A 20,843-nucleotide genomic window follows, 5' to 3' on the forward strand; every position below is an offset into this window, starting at 1 on the left:
GCATCTTGGGGCCCCTCGCGGCGTGGTGGGGCCGGCTCCGCCGGCAGGAAGAGCACCTGCCGGCCCGATAGGGGTACCACGCCGCACCCCAAGTCAAGGCCCAATCGCCAGGTGCCCACCACCCCGCACACTGCCGACGCGCACACTCCTTGCCTGATCACACCTGCCCGCCTGCCGTCGGACTCGCCTTCCGTCGGCACACCGACCCGCTTACCGTCGGACTCGCCTTCTGTCGGCACACCGGCCCGCCTGCCGTCGTGCCCGCCTTCCGTAGACACCGGCCCGCCTGCCGTCGGGCCCACCAGCCTGGCCCGCCTGCCGCTGTGCCACCTTCCGTAGACACACCGCCCCGCCCGCCGTCGGGCCCGCCAGCTACCCCCTGCCGCTGAGCCCGACTTCCGCCCGATACGACACACCTCGGGCCTGCCGGGCCGCCGCTCACGGCCGCGAGCGCGCTCACGCGGGCGTCCCCCGCACCCGAGAACCCCCCGAACCGATGCTCCCAGCCAGCACCGACAATCCCCCGCCCCACAGACAGGCCAGCCACGAAACCAGGGGTGCGACAGCCCGCAACATCTGCGGCGCAGCGTGGACCCCGGCGAGCGAAGCGACGCCAGCGCACCCGGCGACCCACCACGAAACCGGCGCGTACCAAGCGAGCACCGGCCAAACCGGCACGTACCAAGGGAGCCCGACGAAACCGGCGGGCACCAAGAGAGCCCAGCGGAACCGGCAGACACCAAAGAGCCCGACGAAACCGGCACATACCAAAAGAAAAGAGCGCCCGCCGCACCAGCAACCCCCGCACTGCCAACCGGGCGCGGCCCCCGAGCACAAACCGGCAGCCAAATGATCAGAACAAACTTTCCCGGAGGGCAGGGGCGGGGAGGGTCTCGCTGATCAGGCGAAGCCTTGCCACATCGAAAAGCCCCTGTCAAGGCAGCTTTTCCGCCTTGACAGGGGCTTTTCGATGTGGCGACCTCTGGTGATCAGCGAGACCCTCCCCGCCCACCACCAAAGAAAGCCTCAAAACCTACCGGAACACCAACAACGTCACAGCAGAAGCACCAGCCGCCAACACCAAGCACAGGAACCCACTGACCAGCGGGTGCCGGAACCACGACCGGTTGTAGTCGATGGCAGCCCGCCCAGGCCCAGCAAAGAGAGCAGCGAACGCCATAGCGGCAAGGGCGAGCTCGAGCTCAACCCCGTTGGCCCCGAAGAACCCGCCCTTGTACTTCAGCGCGATGACGTTGGCCATCACGGCCAGCACGCCAGCAGCCGCGAGCGGCGTGAACAACCCGAGCACCAGCAACCCGCCACCGGTCAGCTCGGTCACACCGGTGACCCACGCGAGGATGCGGGGTTCGCGGAAGCCGGACTTCTGCAGGAACTGGGCGAAGCCGTCGATGCCGGGCCCGCCGAACATCCCGAACACCTTCTGCAACCCGTGCAGCACGAACACGCCACCGAGCACGGCCCGCAGGGCGAGCAGGCCGATGTCGGCGCTGGCGGTCCACCTGAACTTGGTCCGCTCGTCCTCGAAGGGGTCGTCGAGCGGGTCCACAGTGGACGGCGTCAGCGGCGTGTAGCCGGAGTTGTCGAAGTGCTTCGTCTCTGGATCAAAATTCTGCGTCCCGTCATCGAAGTGGTGAACTCCTCCTCCGCTGCCGGCGTAGATCCCGTCATCGGAGAATGCGCTCGTCTTCGTCGAGCGGTCGTCGTGAGTAGCCACGCCCGCACGCTAGGAGACCCGTCCCGCCCGCAACAGGGCCGACCGGAAGCCATCGTTCACCCATTCAGCCTAATACAGGCCGTTCACGAGGTTGCGGGGCGATTCGCCCGCCGCGAAGCGTGCCACTTCCGCGGTGACGATGGAATATGCGCGTTCCTTGTTGCCCGCACAGCTTCCCGCCACGTGGGGGGTCAGCAACAGGCCGGGGGCCGTCCACAGTGGATGGTCTTCGGGCAGCGGCTCGGGGTCCGTCACGTCCAGTGCGGCGCGCAGTCTGCCGGACACCAGCTCGGCCAGCAGGGCGTCGGTGTCGACGACCGGGCCGCGGGCGCCGTTCAGCAGGATCGCGCCGTCCTTCATGCAGGACAGGAACTTCGCGTCGACCATGCGCTCGGTCTCGGCCGTCAGCGGCACGAAGACCACCACGGCGTCGAAGGACCCCAGCAGGTCCGGCAGCTCGTCCACGCCGTGGACGCCGTCGCGCGCCTCGCGGCCGACCATGGTCGCCGTCGCGTCGAACGGTTCCAGCCTGCGGCGGAACTGCTCGCCGAGGTCACCTGCGCCGACGACGAGAACCTGCTTGCCCTGCAACGTGTCCGTGAAGTGGTAGTCCCAGCGGCCCTCGATCCGCGCCTGCTCGAAGACGAGCAGGTCTCGGTAGATCGCCAGCAGCGCGCCGATCGCCCACTCCGCGGTGCTGCCGCCGTGGGCGCCGCGGCACGTCGACAGGAGCACGCCGTCGGGGATGCGGCCGACGAAGTTCTCCGCGCCGGCCGACAGAAGTTGCACCAAGCGCAACTTGGGCAGCGTCGCGAACACGGCGGCGGGGTCCGTGCCGGACAGGAACTTGGGCACCAGCACCTCGGCGTCCTGCGCCTCGGGCGGAAAGGGTTGTCCGGGCGTGTAGAGGATCGGCCGGACACCGTCCACCTCGGACAGCTTCTCGACACCGAATTCGTCGGGCACAAGCACGGTGAGCGTCACACCAGCACCGTACGGCAGACTGGTACCCATGCGGGAGCACGAGGTCATCTCCGCCGACGGCACCAAGATCAGAGTCTGGCGCACCGACGCCGAGGGCACCGCGGTGCTGCTCTGCCCCGGTGTCGGGTCCGGCCCCGAGTCGTGGCCGACCCTGACGGACGAGGCCGCGGTCGTCAGCTGGTACATGCGCGGCACGATGGGCTCGGACCGGCCGGACGACGAGAAGCGGATCAAGCTCGCCGACCACGTCGCGGACGCGATCGCGACGCTCGACGACGCCAAGATCGAACGCTGCGTCGTCATGGGCTGGTCGATGGGCGTCACGGTCGCCGCCGAGCTGGCGCGCAGGTACCCCGAGCGGGTGTCCGGACTGCTGCTCGTCGCGGGCGCACCAGGCGACTCGTTCGACGCCATGCTGCCGGTCGTGCCCGCGAAGCTGCGCCGCACGCTCAGCGTCACCGGCACGAAGATGCTCCAGGCCGCGGGTCCGCTGCTGGACACCGTGCTGCACCGGATGCCGGTGACGGACGTGACGACCTTCGTCCTCCGGCACGCGGGCGTGATCAAGCCGTCGAGCGACCCCGAGGACGTGAAGGCGGCGATCGCCCCGTTCCTCCAGCACGACTGGCGCTGGTACTTCACGCTGGCGCTCGCACTGGGCACCACGCCGAGGCAGGACCTGAGCGCGCTGCGCGTCCCGATCACCGTGCTGGCCGCCGAGGACGACGTGCTCGCGACCGCCGAGAGCATGGCCGAACCGGTGGGCCCGCTGCCGCAGGCGCGGTTCCGGCTGCTGCCGTGCAGCCACTACCTCCCGCTCGAGGCGCCGGAGGTCGTCCTCGCCGAGCTGCGGCTGCTCCACCAGCGGGTTGAAGCCGTCGAGTGGGCCGTCGCCGACGTGTTCACCCAGGTCTCACGGACGCGCACCTAGCCTGGAGCACGTGGTTCGCCTCCTCGCGTTGATCGCCGCCTGTCTACTGGCAGGGGGCTGCGCGTCCCTGCCGGAGGAACCACCGCCCACCAGCTGGACCCCGCAGCGGCAGCTGACGCCGCAGGCAGGCCCGAAACCGGAGCTGCCCGGCGAGTTCACCCCGTCCCCCGGCCAGCGCCAGCCGGGCCAGACGCCGCAGAGCGTGCCGCCGCCGCAGGGCTGCAAGGACTTCAACCCGCTGGTGATCGCGACGTGCCTCGACCCGGTCTCCGGCGTCGCGATGATCGGCCCGGACTCGCAGGGCAGCGTCACCGCGTACGCCACCGAGCGCACCACCGGCAGACTGCTGAAGGTCGCGAAGAACGTCGACCCGGTCGTGGTCGCGACGATCCCGGTGGACGCGTCGTCGGACGGCGGGCTGACCAGCATCGCGCTCTCCGCGACGTTCGCCGAGGACCAGCTCGTCTACCTGTACGTGACGACGCCGACGGACAACCGCGTGGTGCGCCTCGCCCCCGGCGACGCGCCCAAGCCGATCCTGACGGGCATCCCGCGCGGCGCGACCGGCAACCGCGGCGTGCTGGCCAGCGACCGCAAGGGCGCGCTGCTCGTCGCGACCGGCGACGCGGGCAACCCGGCGCTCGCCGCCGACCCGAACTCGCTCGCGGGCAAGGTGCTGCGCATCGACGGCGCAGGCCAGCCCGCGAAGGGCAACCCCACCGCGACGTCCGCGGTGATCGCCGCCGGGCTGCGCCTGCCGGGCGGGCTGTGCGTGTCCGCGGACACGACCAAGATCTGGGTGACGGACTGGACCGACCGGGCGGACGTCCTCTACCGCGTCGACCCCGGCAAACCGCTCGGCAACGCCGCGTGGAGCTGGCCGGACAAGCCGGGCATCCTCGGCTGCGCGTCGCTGTCGGACGTGCTGTGGACCACGATGAGCAAGACGCCCGGCACGCAGGCGCTGCCGATGGCACCGGACGGCAGCTTCGTCGGCAAGCCGAAGGTCAGCATGCAGGAGGACGGGTTCGGCCTGATCGGCCCGATGGAGATGCTGAACGACCAGGCCGCGCTCGTCGGCACGGTCAACAAGACCAGCGGCAAGACCGTCTCGTCCGACGACCGCGTCGCCATCGTCACCCGCCCCGACAACGGCGGAAACCCGGGCAAGGACTGACGCACGAGGGGAGCTTTCCCAGCGCTGGGAAAGCTCCCCTCATGGCAAACGACTAGCGGGTGGACGACCAGAAGATCGCGCGGCCCACCTGCGAGTACAGGCCCTTCGGGTGGTCGCGGAACATCGGCTCGGTGCCGAACAGCACGACCCGCGCACCGGCCGCCGAAGTACCGGACACCACGGCCGCCTGACCGGCCGCCGCGTTCTGCCCGCCGCTGCCGTCAGCGCGCGGGCGCCAGTGCCCGGACACGAGCGGCTGCGCCGCGTAGCGCTGCTCGACGCTCACCCCGGCACCGAGGTCGGCGAACCACTGCGGCGCGTAGACGAACGACGTGCCCAGCGCGCCGGACCCGACCGGACCGGTGCCGTTCGCGACCGTCACCACGCCGTTCGCGTCCTCCCAGCCCGCGACCGGACGGGCCGCGAGGAGCTTGGCGTCGACGTTGAACCGGCCACCGGTCGCACCGCGCGTGACGACACCGCCGCGCTTGAGGAACTCGTCCAGCGACGCACGCGAGGCAGGCGTGAGCAGGTCGTACCGCAGACCCGACGACACCATCAGCACGTCGACGCGCGACCAGTCGAACCCGGCGTTGAGCACCGACGTCGACACCGGCCGCACCTCGAAACCGAGGTCGCGCAACACCTTCAGCTCATCCGGGCCGACCGCCGCGGCGAGCACCTTGCGCTGCAACGGCGAACCACCCGGCGACGCCGCGGCGAACCGCACGCCGAACCGCTCGGACACCTCCAGCGCGGCGGCCCGCGACGCGGCGGGCACCACGATCGTGCCGTCGGCCTGCCTGCGCAGCTCGATCCCGCGGCTGAGCAGGTCGTTGACCGCATTGACGTCCTTGCCGTCGTTGATCACCAGGGCGAGGTCGCGTCCCGGCGGCGCGTCCACGCGACCGGTCGGCGCCGCCGCGGCGACCTCACGGCCGCGGACGAACAGCGGCCCGGACTTGGCGATCTCCACCGAAGCGCCCCAGAGCAGGCGGTGGCTCCAGCCCGAGATGTCGTACATCACCGGCACCTTGGCCGAGATGTCGCTGCCGGCTTCGAGCATCACGTTCGCGAGCGCCCGTTTCGGCTGGTGCATGTCGACCACGTACGAGCCAGCCGGATAGCGCTTTCCGGCCAGCGTGAACGGCGCGTCCGCGCGCTTGACCCTGATGTCGTTGGCGATCAGGTGGTCGACGAGCCGCGCCGCGGCGGGCCCCGAGCGCTCGTCGGTGATCACGTACGCGCGCGGGAACTCGGTGCGGTAGCGGTCCTCAGGGCCGAAACCGGGCACGAAGCCGTCCGGGATCTCGCGCTGCGGCTCACCGGCCGCGCCGCGGCGGAACATCTCGACCTGGTTGGAGATCAGCTCGGAGCGGTGCTGGTCCACGTAGTCGATCGTCGTGTGGATCGTCGACTCGGCGACATCAGCGTTGATGTCCGACCACCGGCGCAGCTCCGGCACCGGCACGGTGTCGTAGTTGGAACCGTTGACGGACATGGGAATCTCGATCGTGTACGAGATCGCGCCGTGGTACATCGAGTACTGCGCGGTGTAGATCGGCGCCCAGCCGTCCCACACGCCCGGCGGGTAGTCGCGGAACGGGATCTCCGGTTTCGCGGCCTCGGGGTGCCCCAGCTTCTTGACGCCCTCCTCCATCGCGAGCCCGTTGGCGTACCCGTGCTTGATGTAGAGGTCGAAGTCGTAGTTCTGGCCGTGCGGCGGCGTGGTCGGCTCGATGAGCGTGTTGTCCACGTACCCGTGCTCGTCCATCATCATCAACGGCTGGGTGCGCTCGACGATCGACCGCATCGCGCGCGCCTCCGGCTGCGAGCCGGTCGCGAAGTCGCGGTTGAGGTCGAAGCCGTTGTTGTTCTCCCTGCGCCCCGCGACGCGGCCGTCCGGGTTCGCCGTGACGTTGAAGTAGATCCTGCTGCGCCGCAACATGTTCAGCGCGGAGCGGTCCTGCGTGGTGGCGAGGTACTCGATGACGCGCAACGCGCCGTCGGTGCCCTCCCACTCGTTGCCGTGGATGTTGTTGTTGATCCAGACCGGCGCCTTGTACAGCGCCTTGGGCACCGGGTCGCCCTCTTCGATCCGCGCGCGGAAGCGCTCCTGCTGGCGCGTCTCGGCCGGTGACTCCGGCGCGGTGAGCGTGACGAGGTAGAGGTCGCGGCCGAGCAGCGACTGGCCGACCACCTCGACCGAGATCCGGTTGCTGCGCTTCTGCAGCGCGTTCAGCTTCGGCGCGATCGCGTGGTACGGCGCGAGCCCCAGTTTGATCGACTTGTCGGTCGGGTCGTCCGGGTACACCCGGAGGTCCGTCTTGCGCGGATATCCCTGGTGCTTGTCGGGTTTGTTCTCGCCCTGCACGCCAACGGTCGCGGCGTTGAAGGCGGGGTCGAGCGCGGCGATCTCGTTGCGCTCAATGCCGTTGCCCGGTTCCTCACCACGGCCGTGCGACGGCGTGACGGGCTGGGCTGATCCGCTCGCGGGAACCACGAGCGCGGCTGTCATGACGACCAGCGCGGCTAACACGGTGCTACGCATGGGATCTGACTAATCGGTCAGTCAACTTAGGTCAACCGTGCGAAAGGAGGCTTCTCGACGAGCGGTCGGGGTGCTTGCACACGACGGCCCGCCAAGCCGGCGAAGGCCGGCCCGCGGGCCGTCGGCATGGTCACGATCATCCCGGCCTCACCCCCTGAGCGGCCGCGAAGACCGTGGCCAATTCCCCTCGGTCAAGAAATTGGCCCTGCTGACTAGTGGTCAACGGGGTCTAGACCAAGAGTGGCACAGAAACGGTGACCCAGGCGAGAGAAGTTCACTAACCGCGATCGCGGTTTGGATGCAAATCACGTTTGAGCTGTGGGTTCACAGGGGTGAAACCTGGACAACCACTCGAACGGCCTAGCCACTTCCGAGGCAGACGAATGGCCTACGGAACGGGTCTTTCGCCATGGCCTCGGCCAGCGCGACGGCCGGTGCGGCACCGGCCGCGAGCGCCCGGTGGTAGTCCCCCATCGCGGCCGCCGACGCCTCGTCGCCGACCTTGCTGGTGACCGCGACGACCGTGCGCGTACCGCCCGCGAGCATCGCCCCGGCGAACCCGAGCGCCTCGTCACCGGGGCGGATGCGGTTGAGCGCCAGCTCGCACGCGGCCAGCACGACGTGCGCGGGCGGCTTGCGCAACCTGCCCAGCTCGTGCGCGAACAACGGCCCGTCGACCAGCTCCAGCCGGGAGAACAGCGCGTTCTCCGGCTCGTGCTCCCCGTGCGCGGCGACGTGCACCAGGTCGACGCCGTCCAGCTGCCGCAACACCTCGGCGGCGGTCGCGTCCGCACCGGTCAGCACCGTCGCGGTGGCGTGGTGCGCGGCGAGCCGGTCGATCTCGCCGTCCGCGAAGCCCAGTCCGGGCCCGCGCACCAGCAGCACGTCGCGCGCCTTCGGCTGCCCGCCCTGCGCGGACGCGAGCCACGCCGTCGCGGACGGCGCCGTCACCGTTGCCCTGCCGTGCAACGACGGCAGCACTCCCCACGGCACCGCGTACAACGCGCCGGTCGGCACGACGATCAGCTCGCGTTCCCCGATGAGGTGCGCGAGCGGTTCGATCAGCTGCACGTCGAGCTTGTCCGCCTGCCTGCGCGCGGACGCCCCGATCACCTCGGCGAGCGGTGCGGGCAGATGGTCGGGTGCCAGGGCGTTGAGGTCGAAGTGCAGCTTCCGCGCGCTCTCGAACGCGTCGTTCGCGCACCCGAGCCGCACCATCCGCGCCGTTCCGCCGACGAGGACGACCGCGATCATCTCGCCGCCCGAGGACACGAAGTTGACCATCGCCCGGTCCTTCAGCGCGGCGGTGACCTCGCCGAAGTCCGCGACCGGCCGCGGTTTGCCCCACCGGTGCTCGCGCCAGCCGAGCCGGTTCATGTCGCGTTGCGCTCTGGCCAAGAGCGCCTGGAGCTCCGCGGTCGGCACCCCGTTGAGCCGCGCCCGCCACAGCGAGCGGCTGAGCTGGCGCACTTCCGAGAGCCGTTCGGCGATCTTGGGATCCTCGATGGACTCGAGCGGCTCGTAGCGGTAGCTCTGCGCGCGGGTCAGCTCCAGCCAGTTGAACAACCTCCGCGGGCTGTTCCCGCCCCGCACCAACCTGATCGCGAGCTCACCCAGCTCGTGGCCGTGCACGGCGGTGGCGGACACGAGCTCCAGTCCGCCCATGCGGTCGCGCACCCTGCCGAGCTCGGCGAGACCGTGCCGGGCGTGGGTCAGCGCACCGCGCAGGTTTCCCTTGGCGACGGCCAGCTCGGCCAGGCACAGCCTGCGCTGCATCCGGTGGTCGATGGGCGTGACCGCGCGGGGACCGGGCACCTGCCGCAGCAGCTCCTCGGCCTCGTCGAGCCGTCCCCTGCGGATCTGCAGGCGGGCGGCGAACAACCGGGCCAGCCGGGACTCGTCGACGAGGTGGTTCTCACCGAGCTCGTCGCTCAGCTGCAACGCCCGTTCCACCAGTGAAGCCCGGATCCGGCCCGTTGCCAGCGCGTGCCTGCCGTCCGCCCACAGCATCACCAACGCGGCCATCAGTGCCCAGGCGCTGCCTCGCCGGAGCAGCTTGCGGTACGAGGCCCGCGCCATCTTCCGCGCGAACTCCAGCTCGCCGTCCTGCAGCGCGGCGGTCGCGCGGAGCATCTCGACCTCGGCGAGGTCCTGGCCGAACCGCTGGCTGCGCATGACCGGCAGCGCCTCGTCGAGCAGCCGACCGGCCTCGTCGGACAGTCCGATCGCGAGCAACGCCTCGGCCTGGTCCCGCCGCAGCGCGGCCATCAGGCCCGGTTCCATCTCACCGAACGCGCGCGGGGTCTCGTCGTAGTAGCGCAACGCCTCGGCGAGGTCGCCGGTCTGCTTGTGCAGGTTGCCGAGCGAGTACACGGCCATGCCGCGCCGCCGCGGCAGCTCGCGGTCGCGGGCGAGCACGGCGACCCGCTCGAGATCCGCGACAGCCCCCTCGCGCTCGCGGATCGCACCCAGGGCGAAACTGCGGCTGGTCAAGGCCATCATCAGCAGGTCGTCGTAGGCGGCGGTGCTCTGAGGCAGTGAGTCCACGAAGGTGACGAGGCTGCTGAACAGGCCGACCGACTTCTCCGGCTGGCCCATCCGCATGACCTGAAGGCCCAGGTTGTGATCGGTCAACGCGTCCAGGAACGCCTTCGTCTCCGGATCGGCCACCACCGCGATGTGCACGCGCGCCTCGTCGAAGACCGCGAACGCGGCATCCCGGCCGGTGGTCTCACCGACGCAGATCGCGAGCAGGCCGAGCAGGCGGACCCGGACTTCCAGCACCTCGTCGACATCCGGTTCGTTCTCGATGAGCGCCAGACCGCGTTTCAGGGTGCGGATGGCACTGGGGAACCGGTAGCCGTTGGTGGCAGCCCTGCCTCGATCGACCAGCTCGCGCGCTCGATCAAGGGCAGACGCACGCATGATTGCATCTCACCACATCGACGACGAAAGCACTGTACGGCGACCAGGCGCTTTGCCCGGCCGCCGCGCAGTGGGCCACTTGCTAGTGAGCGTTGATCGGCCCGCAGCAGGGATCGGGCTCCGGATCACCCGTCTTCGGGTTGTCCGTCTTGGGATCGGCCGGGTGCTTGTGCTTGACCTTGTCGAGCACGACCTCGATGGCGTCCTTGATGTCCTCGAGAACACCGCCGGCCGCAACCGACTCCTGAGGCTCTTCGCCGATCTCCTTGCGCGCTGCTGTAGTCATGAGACTCCCCCCTCATTTGGACTACTCGTGATCACTTCGGGTTGCTGGCGTCTACCCCCATATCCGCCAACCGGGGCCACTGTTACACATGTGGACGCACCCGTGGGTCCCAAATCGCTACTCAGCCACCCGATCGGCCTAGAGCTCGATCACAGCCTGTTCCAGATGCGTTGAGGCCACCTCGACCCCCCGCTGGCGAGGGTCGAGATGGCCTCAACGGCACTACGGGTGGATCAGGAGCAGCGGGCGATCACGATCTCGCGCACGCGCGCCGCGTCGGCCTGGCCCTTGGTCGCCTTCATGACCGCGCCGACGATCGCACCGGCGGCCTGCACCTTGCCGTCGCGGATCTTCTGCGCCACATCGGGCTGAGCGGCCAGCGCCTCGTCGACCGCGGCTTCGAGAGCGGAGTCGTCCGAGACGACCTTGAGGCCGCGCTTCTCGACGACCTCGTCGGGCTCGCCCTCGCCCTCGAGCACGCCGGTGACGACCTCGCGGGCCATCTTGTTCGTCAACGAACCCGAGTTGACCAGCGTGATCACCTGCGCGACCTGCGCGGGGGTGATCGGCAGGTCGGCGAGCTCGACGCCGCGGGTGTTGGCCTGCTGGGTCAGGTACGACACCCACCAGGAGCGCGCCTCGTCCGGCTTCGCGCCCGCGTCGACGGTGGCCGCGATGAGGTCCATGGCGCCCGCGTTGACGAGGTCGCGCAGGGCCTCGTCGGTGAGGTTCCACTCCTGCTGGATGCGCTTGCGGCGCTCCCACGGGAGCTCCGGCAGCGTGCCGCGCAGCTCCTCGACCCACTCGCGCGACGGCGCGATCGGGACCAGGTCGGGCTCCGGGAAGTACCGGTAGTCCTCGGCGGTCTCCTTGGTGCGGCCCGAAGAGGTCGAACCGGAGGACTCGTCGAAGTGGCGGGTCTCCTGGATGACCTTGCCGCCGGACTCCAGCACCGCGGCCTGACGCGTCATCTCGAAGCGCACGGCGCGCTCGACGCTGCGCAGCGAGTTGACGTTCTTGGTCTCGGTGCGGGTGCCGAGCTCGCCCGTGGTCTTCGGCGACAGCGACACGTTCGCGTCACAGCGCAGCGAGCCCTGATCCATGCGGACGTCGGACACGTCGAGCGCCTTCAGCAGGTCGCGCAACGCGGTGACGTACGCGCGGGCCACCTCGGGTGCGCGCCTGCCGGTGCCGGGGACCATCTTCGTGACGATCTCGATCAGCGGCACGCCCGCGCGGTTGTAGTCGAGCAGCGAGTGCTCGGCGCCGTGGATGCGACCGGTCGCGCCGCCGACGTGCAGCGACTTGCCCGTGTCCTCCTCCATGTGCGCGCGCTCGATCTCGACGCGGAGGATCTCACCGTCGTCCAGCGTCACGTCGAGCCAGCCGTTGAAGGCGATCGGCTCGTCGTACTGCGACGTCTGGAAGTTCTTCGGCATGTCCGGGTAGAAGTAGTTCTTCCGCGCGAACCGGCACCACTCGGCGATCTCGCAGTTCAGCGCGAGGCCGATGCGGATCGCCGACTCGATCGCCGTGGCGTTCACGACCGGGAGCGCGCCCGGCATGCCGAGGCACGTGGGGCACGTGTTGGTGTTCGGCTCACCGCCGAAGACGTTCGCGCAGCCGCAGAACATCTTCGTGTTGGTGTGCAGCTCGACGTGGACCTCGAGACCCAGCACCGGGTCGAACTTCTCGATGACCTCGTCGTAGTCCATCAGTTCCGACAACGCAGTCACTTCAGCTCGTCCTTCCGCAGACCGCGAACGGCCAGCGCCGCACCGGTGATCGCCACGGCGATGCTGGCGATCGCGTTCGCCAGCGCCAGCTTGTCGTTGTCCTCGCGGGCCGCCTTGAAGCCCGAGACGGCACCGGCAGCCGCTGCGACGGCGCTCACCAGCCCGAACAGGCCCTTGGTCTTCCTCACAGCGACGCACCCCCGATCGGACCGCGGGCCGCCTCGTACGCCGCGGCGACGCGGTACATGCGGTGGTCCTGCAGCGCCGGGGCCATGATCTGCAGGCCGACCGGCATGCCGTCCTCATCGGACAGTCCACTCGGGACGCTCAGGCCGCAGTTGCCCGCCAGGTTGGACGGAATGGTGCACAGGTCGGCCTTGTACATCGCGACCGGGTCGTTCGTGCGCTCGCCGATCTTGAACGCGGTGGTCGGCGTCGTCGGCGACACCAGCACGTCGACCTTGGTGAACGCCTGCTCGAACTCGCGCGTGATGAGCGTGCGCACCTTCTGCGCCGAGCCGTAGTACGCGTCGTAGTAACCGGCGCTGAGCGCGTACGTGCCGATCATGATGCGGCGCTTGACCTCGGGGCCGAAGCCGGCCTCACGGGTCAGCGACATGACCTCCTCGGTGCTGCGGTTGCCGTCGTCGCCGACGCGCAAGCCGTAGCGCATCGCGTCGAAGCGGGCGAGGTTCGACGACGCCTCGCTCGGCGCGATGAGGTAGTACGCGGGCAGCGCGTAGTCGAAGCTCGGGCAGGAGATCTCGACGATCTCCGCGCCGAGCTCCTTGAGCTGCGACACGGCCGCTTCGAAGCTGCGCAGCACGCCCGGCTGGTAGCCCTCACCGGAGAACTGCGTGACGACACCGACGCGGACGCCGCTCAGGTCGCCCTGCGCGCCTTCACGCGTGGCCGCGACGACCGGCGGGAGCGGCGCGTTGATGGACGTCGAGTCCATCGGGTCGTAGCCGCCGATGACCTCGTGCAGCAGCGCGGCGTCCAGCACCGTGCGCGCACAGGGACCGGCCTGGTCCAGCGAGCTGGAGAACGCGATCAGGCCGTACCGGGAGACCGTGCCGTAGGTCGGCTTCACGCCGACCGTGCCGGTGACGGCGCCGGGCTGGCGGATCGAGCCACCGGTGTCCGTGCCGATCGCGAGCGGGGCCTGGTGCGCGGCGAGCGCCGCGGACGAGCCACCGCCCGAACCACCGGGGATGCGGGTGAGGTCCCACGGGTTGGCCGTCGGGCCGTACGCGGAGTTCTCGGTCGACGAGCCCATCGCGAACTCGTCCATGTTCGTCTTGCCGAGGATGACGATCCCGGCTTCCTTGAGCTTGCGCGTCACCGTCGCGTCGTACGGCGGCCGCCACCCCTCGAGGATCTTGGAACCGGCGGTCGTCGGGATGCCCTCCTGGGTCAGCACGTCCTTCAGCGCCAGCGGGACACCCGCGAGCGGTGAGGCGGGCGTGCGCCCGGCGGCGACGTCCTCGTCGACCTTGCGGGCCTGCGCGAGCGCGCCCTCGGTGTCTACGTGCAGGAAGGCGTTGAGCTTGCCGTCGGTCTCCGCGATGCGGTCCAGGTGCGCCTGGGTGACCTCGACGGACGTCGTCTCGCCCCGGTGGATCTTCGCTGCGAGCTCGGCAGCGGTCTGGCGGATCATGCTTCCTCACCCAGGATGCGGGGGACGCGGAACCGGCCGTCCTCGGCCTCAGGAGCGCCGGAGAGCGCCTGCTGCTGACCGAGGCTCGGACGGACCACGTCCTCGCGGAAGACGTTGGTCAGCGGAACGGCGTGCGACGTAGGCGGGATGTCCGCTGCGGCGATGTCGCCGACGGACGCCACCGACTGGAGGATCACGTCGAGCTGGCCGGCGAACAAGTCGAGCTCGTCCTCGGTGACGGCCAGCCTGGCCAGCTTGGCCAGGTGCGCGACCTCGTCGCGGGAGATGCTGGGCACTCCTGTCAACCCCCGTGGGTCGGGATTCGGATTGGGGACCCCGCGAGTCTATGGGCAGGTCAGGAACCACTTCGAACGGGTTACCGAGCGGGCGGTCAACTTAACCGTTCCGCAACGCGGACAGCGGGTCAAAAAGAGATGCTGCGTCTGCGACAATCAGCGGCCGGTTGTGGACTCACGACCACGCCCACATGGCTGACCAGGAGGCGTTCACCTTGTCGTTCCTGATCCGGGTCCAGCTCCCGGACCGTCCCGGCACCCTCGGCGCGGTCGCAACGGCACTGGGAGCGATCGGGGCGGACATATTGAGCGTCGACGTGGTGGAGCGCGGCTCCGGCCTCGCGATAGACGACCTCGTCGTCGAGCTGCCGTCCGGCCGTCTGCCGGACACGCTGATCACCGCGGCCGAGTCGATCGAGGGCGTCGAGGTCGACGCCGTGCGCCCGTACGCGGGCATCCTGGACACCCACCGCGAGCTGGAGCTGGTCGAGGAGATCGCCGAGGAACCGGTCCGCGGACTGGAGATCTTCACCGAGGGCGTTCCGAAGATCATCCGGGCCGGATGGGCCGTGGTGATCGCCCCGTCGGTTGGCGGCGTGGCCCGCCTGACCGCGTCGTCGGCCGCACCCGAGACCCGCATGGACAACCCGCCGTGGTTCCCGCTGGAGCGCGCGACCGTGCTCGACGGCGAGGAGGAGTGGGTCCCCGAGCCGTGGCGCGAGCTGGGCACCGAGCTGGCCGCGACGCCGCTCGGCAAGCCGGACCGCGTGCTCGTCGTCGGACGTCCGGGCGGCCCGATGTTCCGCGCGGCCGAGGTCGCGCGCCTGGCCCACCTGGCCGGGATCGTCGCGGTCGTGCTGCCGGACTAGCTCGGGGCCAGCGCTCGCCGGGTCCTCCTGGCCTGTTCGATGAGCTGGGCGTTGTCCCTGGGGCTGCTGCCGTCCGGTAGTTCGAGGGTGTCCTCGAGGCCGATGCGCGTGTCGAGCTCCAGCCGTGCCGCGTAGGTGAGGACGGGCCACGTGCTGTCACCCTCGCCGTGCAGCAGGATCGGCAGCCCGAACGGTTCGAGCTCGCACAGCAGCGCTTCCGCCTCGCTGATCGGATCCGCCTTGTCCGGCCGCACCTCGGCGAGGATGCGGACCGTGCCGGGCGGGATGTCGGCGTGCTGCAGCCGTCGCGCGGCCTGCAGGTGGAACACACCCAGCTCGATGCCGATGCCCGCCTCGTGCAGGATCTTCGCGACGTCCAGCCAGCCGCCCTCGTGCACGTTGACGCTCGCGATGTCCGGACGTCCGGACGCGAGCGGCGCCCAACTGCGGATCAGCTCGCTGCGCCGGTACGGGTTCGGCTCGATCGCCGCAGCCGTCGTCACGCCGATCTCCATGCCGGGCACCGCGGCTCTCACCGTCGCGACCGTGGTCGCCACCTCCGGTCCGGCCAGCACTTCGAGACCCACGACGTCGCGCGGGTGGAGGTGCAGACTCGTCACACCGAGCTCGGCTGCGGCGACCGCGTCTTCGGCCAGCCGCTCCGGGGTGACCGGAAGCGCGGGATGCGCGCCGGGATGGCGCGCGCCGTTCAAGCATGCTTGCAGCACGCTTCCCACGAAACCACAGGTCGCGGTACAACGGCAGGGTGAAACTCGTGGAGTGGACGCGGTGATCGGCCCCAGTCTCGACCTGGTGATGGGCGTGGGGGCGCTGATAGCGGTGGCGGCGGTAGTGGTCGCTCTCGTCATGCGGCGTCGCCGCTGAGCGCCGAGAATCGGCCTGCACGATCCACCTTTGCTCCGAAGGAAGTGATCATGGCCGTTTCCGTGAACCTCGACGCCCTGCTCGACAAGGCCTACGAAGACAAGCCCCTCAAGGAGATCCTGGACGCCCCGGTGGACGCGCTGTCCGGCGTGAGCGCCGGTGACGCGGAGAAGCTCAAAGCGGCCTTCAACATCAAGACCGTGCGCGACCTCGGCACCAACAAGTACTTCCGGGCCGCGGTGACGCTGCTCGACATGGAGAAGCACTCCGGCTGACCTTGGTTCTGCCGACATGCCGTCACCCGGTTGGATGACGGCATGTCGACGCTTTCCACCGACCTCCTGCTGCACCGGGCAGGCGCCAAGTCGTACTGGCGCGGACTCACCTACCGGGACGCCGTGCTGGAACTGCGGGTGCACAGCAGGCACGTCGCCGCACTGGTGCGCGGGAACGACGACTACGCGGTCTCGCTGTCGTGGGACGGTTCACTGCTGGTCGGCGAGTGCTCGTGCCCGTACGGGGACGAGGGGTTCTTCTGCAAGCACTGCGTCGCGGTCGGCCTCGTGCTGCTGGAACAGGGCACTGACGTGCCACCGTCGGACGCCGAGGACGTCGAGCTGCGTTCACATCTCGCGTCGCTGAACGCCGAGGCGTTGCGCGAACTGCTGTACGAGCACGCGGCCCGGGACGCCCCTTTGCGCGCTCGGATAATGCGCGCCACGAACCCGTCCGCGAACTGACAGGTTTCACGCCCAGGTACGAGAGCGTGCAGATCCTGCGGTGCGGCGGACACCCCCGCGAGCGAAGCGACGCCAGCAGGCCCGGCCCACACCACGGACCGGCGGAAAGCGCGGTGGGCCACACCCCACCTGCGGATGCGTGGCGAGCGCCAGCCCCAACTGGCAGGAACGCGGCGCGCCACGCTCACGCAGGCGTCCCCCGCACACGAGAACCCCCCGCATCCATGCTCGCAGCCAGCACCGACAATCCCCGGCCTGCAGGCACGCCACGGGCGCAATCATCGATGGCAGCAGGTCAAAGGTCGTGAGTGATTAGGAGTGCCATAGGCCTCCAAATCACTCACGAGCCCTGACCTGCCAACCTGACAAAGTCCTACTGGGACCACGGCCCAACCGGCGCGAACCAAGCGAGCACCGCCCCAACCGGCAGGTACCAAGCGAGCACAGCGAAAACCCGCAGGTACCAAGGGAGCACCGCACAAACCGGCAGATACCAAAAGAAAGGAGCGCCCGCCGCACTGCCAACCCCCGCAGTGCCAACCGGGCGCGGCCCCACAACGAAACAGGCAGCCGAACGATCAGAGCAAACTTTCCCGGAGGGCAGGGGGTGGGGAGGGTCTCGCTGATCAGGCGAAGCCTTGCCACATCGACAATGCCCTGTCAAGGCAGCTTTTCCGCCTTGACAGGGCATTGTCGATGTGGCGACCTCTGGTGATCAGCGAGCCCCTCCCCACCCCACCACCAGACAACCACTAAAGATCCAGCGAAAACGCGAACGCCCAAAGCTCAACACCGGGCAACGGCCGCCAGTCCCGTTCACGCAACCGGGAAAAACCGAGCCGCGAGTACAACCGATGAGCAGTCTTCATGTGCTCGGAACTGCTCATCACCACCCGCCCGATGCCCAAAGACCGCGCATGCGCGATCACCGCACGAGTCAAAGCCTCACCCACACCGCGACCACGTGCAGACGGAGCAACAGACAGCATGCGGAACTCCAACTCCCCCGGCCGGGAGATCTCCGCGTACGGGGTACCAGGCTCGACGATGGTCACCGACCCCAGAACGGTCCCGTCACCGGAAACGGCGGCCAGCAGCACAGCGTCGCGGAAGCGCGCGGCCGTGTCCGCCAGATCGACCGCGTACCCGGTCGTCTTGTTGTCGATCACACCCTCGGCCAGGTACGCGTCAACGGTGATCTCGCCGATCGCGGCCAGTTCGTCTGTACGTGCGGGACGAATCTCCACGTCAGTCACTTGACTCTTCCCCCGAATCGACCGAATCGTCGCCGATGGTGGCGACCTCCAGCGCCGCATCGGGCCCCTGGTCGAGCAGCACCTGGAAGCCCTCCTCGTCGAGCACCGGCACCTTCAGCTGGATCGCCTTCTCCGCCTTCGATCCTGGTGACTCGCCGACCACGACGAAAGCGGTTTTCTTGGACACCGAGCCCGCCGCCTTGCCACCGCGCGCGAGGATCGCCTCCTTCGCCGAGTCGCGGGAGAACACCTGGAGCGAGCCGGTGACCACGATGGACAGGCCTTCGAGGTTGCGCTCGATCGACTCGTCGCGCTCGTCCTCCATGCGCACGCCCGCCGCGCTCCACCTGCGGACGATCTCCTGGCGCCACGGCGTCTCGCGCCACTCGACGACGGCCGCCGCGATCGTCTGGCCGACGCCCTCGGCCGCGGCCAGCGCCTCCTCAGACGCTTCGATGATCGCGTCCATCGAGCCGAACTGGAGCGCCAGCGCGCGGGACCCGGTGGGGCCGACGTGCCGGATCGACAGCGCGACCAGCACCCTCCACAGCGGACGCGACTTCACGGTCTCCAGGTTCTCCAGGAACTTGACCGCGTTCGCCGACAGCTCGCCCGCCTTGGTGCGGAACAGCTCGACTTCCTTGAGCCGCGACGCGTCCAGTTCGAACAGGTCGCCCTCGTCGGTGTACACATCGGACTCGACGAGCGCCGCGGCGGCCTCGTCGCCGAGCACCTCGACGTCCAGCGCTTTCCGGCTGCCCAGGTACGCGAGCCGCTCGCGCAGCTGGCCGGGGCACGATGCCGCGTTGGGGCAACGGATGTCGACGTCGCCTTCCTTCATCGACCGCAGCTGGTGACCGCACTCGGGGCACACGACGGGCATCACGAACTCGTACGCGTCCGCCGGGCGCAGGTCGATCACCGGGCCCAGCACCTCGGGGATCACGTCGCCCGCCTTGCGGATCACGATGCGGTCGCCGATCCACACGCCCTTGCGCTTGACCTCGCTGCCGTTGTGCAACGTGGCCCGCCGGACCGTCGACCCGGCCACCTTCACCGGCTCCATCATCGCGAACGGCGTGACCCGGCCGGTGCGACCCACCTGGACCTTGATGTCCAGCAACGTGGTGGTCGCCTCCTCCGGCGGGTACTTGTAGGCGATCGCCCAGCGCGGCGCGCGCGACGTCGTGCCCATCCTGCGTTGCAGCGCGACCTCGTCCACCTTGATCACGACGCCGTCGATCTCGTGGACCGCGTCGTGCCGGTGCGCGCCCCAGTACTCGACGTGCTTGCTGATCTCCTCGTACGACGACAGCACCTTGGTGTGCGACGACACCGGCAGGCCCCACGCCCGCAGCGCTTCGTACGCCACCGACTGCCTGGTCAGGTCGAAGCCCTCGCGCTTGCCGATGCCGTGGCAGATCATCCGCAGCTTGCGCGACGCGGTGACCTTCGGGTCCTTCTGGCGCAACGACCCGGCCGCGGTGTTGCGCGGGTTCGCGAACGGCGGCTTGCCCGCCTCGACCAGCGACGCGTTCAGCGCCAGGAAGTCCTGGACGGCGAAGAACACCTCGCCGCGCACCTCGACCACCGCCGGGATCGGGTGCTCGGCGGACGCCGTGAGCACCTCCGGCACGTCGCCCAGCGTGCGGATGTTCAGCGTCACGTCCTCACCCGTGCGGCCATCGCCCCTCGTCAGCGCGCGCGTGAGCCGGCCGTTCTCGTACAGCAGGTTGATCGCGAGACCGTCGATCTTCAGCTCGCACAGGTAGTGCGTGCCGGTGCCGACCTCCTTCTCGACCCGCTCGAACCACGCCGCGAGCTCGTCCTGCGCGAACACGTTGTCCAGGCTGAGCATCCGCTCCAGGTGGTCGACCGCGCGGAACTCGGTGGAGAACGTGCCACCGACCTTCTGCGTCGGCGAGTCCGGCGTCGCCAGCCCCGGATACTCGGCCTCCAGCGCCTCGAGTGCGCGCAACTGCGCGTCGAACTCACCGTCGCTCACGGACGGTGAGTCGAGGACGTAGTAGCGGAACTGGTGCCCGCTCACCTCTTCGGCGAGTGCCGCGTGCCGCTCGCGCACGTCGGCGGGAACGTCCTCGACACTCTGGACAGGTTCGGTGCTCACGGTGCCCAGCTTAATGAGCAGGTCTGACAGTCAGGCGTCGTCGTGCGACGCCAGCTCACGAACGAGTGACCGGAACTCCAGCAGCCCGATGGTCCCGGCCGGCTCCAGCGACGCGGTCTCCACGCGCCGCAGCCGCTCCCCCGCCAGCCGCTCACCCAGCGTCACGTCGAGCGGCAGGAACGTCATCGTCCGCCGCGACTGCTCGTCCAGCGACGCCAGCAGCGGGTGGTAGACGGCCACGTCGACCACGTCACCGTCCACCTGGGCCACGATCCGGAAGTCCGCGAGCGCCAGCTTGTGCTCGCCGAGGTTGATCGTCACCTCGGTCGGGTCCGGCACCGGCGGCACCGAGTCGTGGTACTCGAAGACCATGTCCGCAGGCGGCGCCGCGGCCATCCACGCGTCGGTGTACGGACGCAGCCGAGGGTCCTCCTGACCCGTCACGACCAGCGCGTACATGGCGATGTGGCCGCGTTCCAGCGAGAACGTCAGCTCCGGGTGCACGGCCGCGACCATCGCGCGCAGCTCGCCGTCGACGCGCTGCGACTCGCCGTCGCCGAGTGCCGCGCTCACCACCGGCAGGAAGTCGAACCAGCTGCGCCAGAACCGCTCAGCGGCCTCGACGGGGTTCGGCAGGTGCACGGGCGTTGGCTCTTCGGAGCGCCGTCGGCGGAACCAGCTCAT

The 20,843-nt window shown here is 69.5% G+C and carries 18 protein-coding genes; 5 read left to right on the forward strand and 13 right to left on the reverse strand.

Going from position 1 to position 20,843, the window contains the following annotated elements; genetic code table 11:
* Positions 1 to 1,033: 1,033 nt before the first annotated feature.
* Together FKR81_RS41405 and FKR81_RS41410 are read right to left on the reverse strand one after the other, a co-directional pair.
* Positions 1,034 to 1,735, reverse strand: coding sequence for a DoxX family protein (locus tag FKR81_RS41405; protein WP_146360833.1), 702 nt, complete (start codon positions 1,733 to 1,735; stop codon positions 1,034 to 1,036).
* Between the two features lie 69 nt (positions 1,736 to 1,804).
* Positions 1,805 to 2,719 carry a 2-hydroxyacid dehydrogenase gene (locus FKR81_RS41410; RefSeq protein WP_407936593.1) on the reverse strand — a complete coding sequence of 305 codons (915 nt, stop codon included), beginning with the start codon at positions 2,717 to 2,719 and terminating at the stop codon, positions 1,805 to 1,807.
* Positions 2,720 to 2,747: 28 nt separating this feature from the next.
* Here FKR81_RS41410 and FKR81_RS41415 point away from each other — a divergent pair, with 28 nt between their 5' ends.
* Positions 2,748 to 3,650 carry an alpha/beta fold hydrolase gene (locus FKR81_RS41415; RefSeq protein WP_146360837.1) on the forward strand — a complete coding sequence of 301 codons (903 nt, stop codon included), beginning with the start codon at positions 2,748 to 2,750 and terminating at the stop codon, positions 3,648 to 3,650.
* A gap of 10 nt (positions 3,651 to 3,660) precedes the next feature.
* The gene (locus tag FKR81_RS41420) at positions 3,661 to 4,827 is read left to right on the forward strand and encodes a PQQ-dependent sugar dehydrogenase (RefSeq protein ID WP_235922219.1); all 1,167 of its coding nucleotides are present in this window, start codon (positions 3,661 to 3,663) and stop codon (positions 4,825 to 4,827) included.
* Between the two features lie 52 nt (positions 4,828 to 4,879).
* Here the strand turns inward: FKR81_RS41420 and FKR81_RS41425 are convergent, their stop codons facing one another.
* The 7 genes from FKR81_RS41425 to gatC all read right to left on the reverse strand — a co-directional run bounded on the left by FKR81_RS41425 (position 4,880) and on the right by gatC (position 14,281).
* Complete coding sequence (locus FKR81_RS41425) at positions 4,880 to 7,378, reverse strand: M14 family zinc carboxypeptidase (RefSeq protein WP_146360839.1); 2,499 nt, start codon at positions 7,376 to 7,378, stop codon at positions 4,880 to 4,882.
* A gap of 360 nt (positions 7,379 to 7,738) precedes the next feature.
* A complete protein-coding gene (locus FKR81_RS41430) occupies positions 7,739 to 10,303 on the reverse strand; it encodes a CHAT domain-containing protein (RefSeq protein ID WP_146360841.1) in 2,565 nt (854 codons plus the stop codon).
* Positions 10,304 to 10,385: 82 nt separating this feature from the next.
* A complete protein-coding gene (locus FKR81_RS41435) occupies positions 10,386 to 10,589 on the reverse strand; it encodes a hypothetical protein (protein WP_146360843.1) in 204 nt (67 codons plus the stop codon).
* A 233-nt stretch (positions 10,590 to 10,822) separates the two neighbouring features.
* Positions 10,823 to 12,325, reverse strand: coding sequence for an Asp-tRNA(Asn)/Glu-tRNA(Gln) amidotransferase subunit GatB (gene gatB / locus FKR81_RS41440; protein ID WP_146360845.1), 1,503 nt, complete (start codon positions 12,323 to 12,325; stop codon positions 10,823 to 10,825).
* Entirely contained in the window at positions 12,322 to 12,513 is a 192-nt protein-coding gene (locus tag FKR81_RS41445; RefSeq protein ID WP_146360847.1) for a hypothetical protein, read from the reverse strand. The genes gatB and FKR81_RS41445 overlap by 4 nt, the downstream gene beginning before the upstream one ends.
* Positions 12,510 to 13,985, reverse strand: a complete 1,476-nt coding sequence (gatA, locus tag FKR81_RS41450) for an Asp-tRNA(Asn)/Glu-tRNA(Gln) amidotransferase subunit GatA (RefSeq protein ID WP_146360850.1) — start codon at positions 13,983 to 13,985, stop codon at positions 12,510 to 12,512. The genes FKR81_RS41445 and gatA overlap by 4 nt, the downstream gene beginning before the upstream one ends.
* Entirely contained in the window at positions 13,982 to 14,281 is a 300-nt protein-coding gene (gatC, locus tag FKR81_RS41455) for an Asp-tRNA(Asn)/Glu-tRNA(Gln) amidotransferase subunit GatC (protein ID WP_146360852.1), read from the reverse strand. The genes gatA and gatC overlap by 4 nt, the downstream gene beginning before the upstream one ends.
* Before the next feature lie 215 nt (positions 14,282 to 14,496).
* Between gatC and FKR81_RS41460 the strand changes: the two genes are divergently transcribed.
* Complete coding sequence (locus FKR81_RS41460) at positions 14,497 to 15,150, forward strand: ACT domain-containing protein (RefSeq protein ID WP_186763488.1); 654 nt, start codon at positions 14,497 to 14,499, stop codon at positions 15,148 to 15,150.
* Here FKR81_RS41460 and FKR81_RS41465 read toward each other — a convergent pair.
* Positions 15,147 to 15,878: a 3-keto-5-aminohexanoate cleavage protein gene (locus FKR81_RS41465; RefSeq protein ID WP_146360856.1), complete on the reverse strand. Its 732-nt coding sequence runs from the start codon at positions 15,876 to 15,878 to the stop codon at positions 15,147 to 15,149. The two genes, FKR81_RS41460 and FKR81_RS41465, sit on opposite strands and share 4 nt — an antisense overlap.
* Positions 15,879 to 16,085: 207 nt before the next feature.
* Here FKR81_RS41465 and FKR81_RS41470 point away from each other — a divergent pair, with 207 nt between their 5' ends.
* Both FKR81_RS41470 and FKR81_RS41475 read left to right on the forward strand, forming a co-directional pair.
* On the forward strand, positions 16,086 to 16,310 hold the full coding sequence (locus FKR81_RS41470) for a hypothetical protein (RefSeq protein WP_146360858.1): 225 nt from the start codon (positions 16,086 to 16,088) through the stop codon (positions 16,308 to 16,310).
* 42 nt (positions 16,311 to 16,352) lie between these two features.
* Positions 16,353 to 16,775 carry an SWIM zinc finger family protein gene (locus FKR81_RS41475; protein ID WP_146360860.1) on the forward strand — a complete coding sequence of 141 codons (423 nt, stop codon included), beginning with the start codon at positions 16,353 to 16,355 and terminating at the stop codon, positions 16,773 to 16,775.
* Positions 16,776 to 17,527: 752 nt separating this feature from the next.
* Here the strand turns inward: FKR81_RS41475 and FKR81_RS41480 are convergent.
* Genes FKR81_RS41480 through FKR81_RS41490 form a run of 3 tightly spaced genes read right to left on the reverse strand, consistent with a single transcriptional unit; the run spans position 17,528 to position 20,843 of the window.
* Positions 17,528 to 18,031, reverse strand: coding sequence for a GNAT family N-acetyltransferase (locus FKR81_RS41480; protein WP_146360862.1), 504 nt, complete (start codon positions 18,029 to 18,031; stop codon positions 17,528 to 17,530).
* Positions 18,024 to 20,168, reverse strand: a complete 2,145-nt coding sequence (gene ligA, locus FKR81_RS41485) for an NAD-dependent DNA ligase LigA (protein ID WP_407936594.1) — start codon at positions 20,166 to 20,168, stop codon at positions 18,024 to 18,026. Before ligA ends, FKR81_RS41480 begins: the two co-directional genes overlap by 8 nt.
* Before the next feature lie 21 nt (positions 20,169 to 20,189).
* The gene (locus FKR81_RS41490; protein WP_146360866.1) at positions 20,190 to 20,843 is read right to left on the reverse strand and encodes a hypothetical protein; all 654 of its coding nucleotides are present in this window, start codon (positions 20,841 to 20,843) and stop codon (positions 20,190 to 20,192) included.

This window comes from Lentzea tibetensis, assembly GCF_007845675.1.
Classification (GTDB): Bacteria; Actinomycetota; Actinomycetes; order Mycobacteriales; family Pseudonocardiaceae; genus Lentzea; species Lentzea tibetensis.

Coding starts and splice junctions, on each gene's coding strand:
- FKR81_RS41415 (WP_146360837.1), top strand. CDS start 2,748: ATGCGGGAGCACGAGGTCATCTCCGCCGACGGCACCAAGATCAGAGTC.
- FKR81_RS41425 (WP_146360839.1), bottom strand. CDS start 7,378: ATGCGTAGCACCGTGTTAGCCGCGCTGGTCGTCATGACAGCCGCGCTC.
- FKR81_RS41430 (WP_146360841.1), bottom strand. CDS start 10,303: ATGCGTGCGTCTGCCCTTGATCGAGCGCGCGAGCTGGTCGATCGAGGC.
- FKR81_RS41435 (WP_146360843.1), bottom strand. CDS start 10,589: ATGACTACAGCAGCGCGCAAGGAGATCGGCGAAGAGCCTCAGGAGTCG.
- gatA (WP_146360850.1), bottom strand. CDS start 13,985: ATGATCCGCCAGACCGCTGCCGAGCTCGCAGCGAAGATCCACCGGGGC.
- FKR81_RS41470 (WP_146360858.1), top strand. CDS start 16,086: ATGGCCGTTTCCGTGAACCTCGACGCCCTGCTCGACAAGGCCTACGAA.
- FKR81_RS41475 (WP_146360860.1), top strand. CDS start 16,353: ATGTCGACGCTTTCCACCGACCTCCTGCTGCACCGGGCAGGCGCCAAG.
- FKR81_RS41490 (WP_146360866.1), bottom strand. CDS start 20,843: ATGAGCTGGTTCCGCCGACGGCGCTCCGAAGAGCCAACGCCCGTGCAC.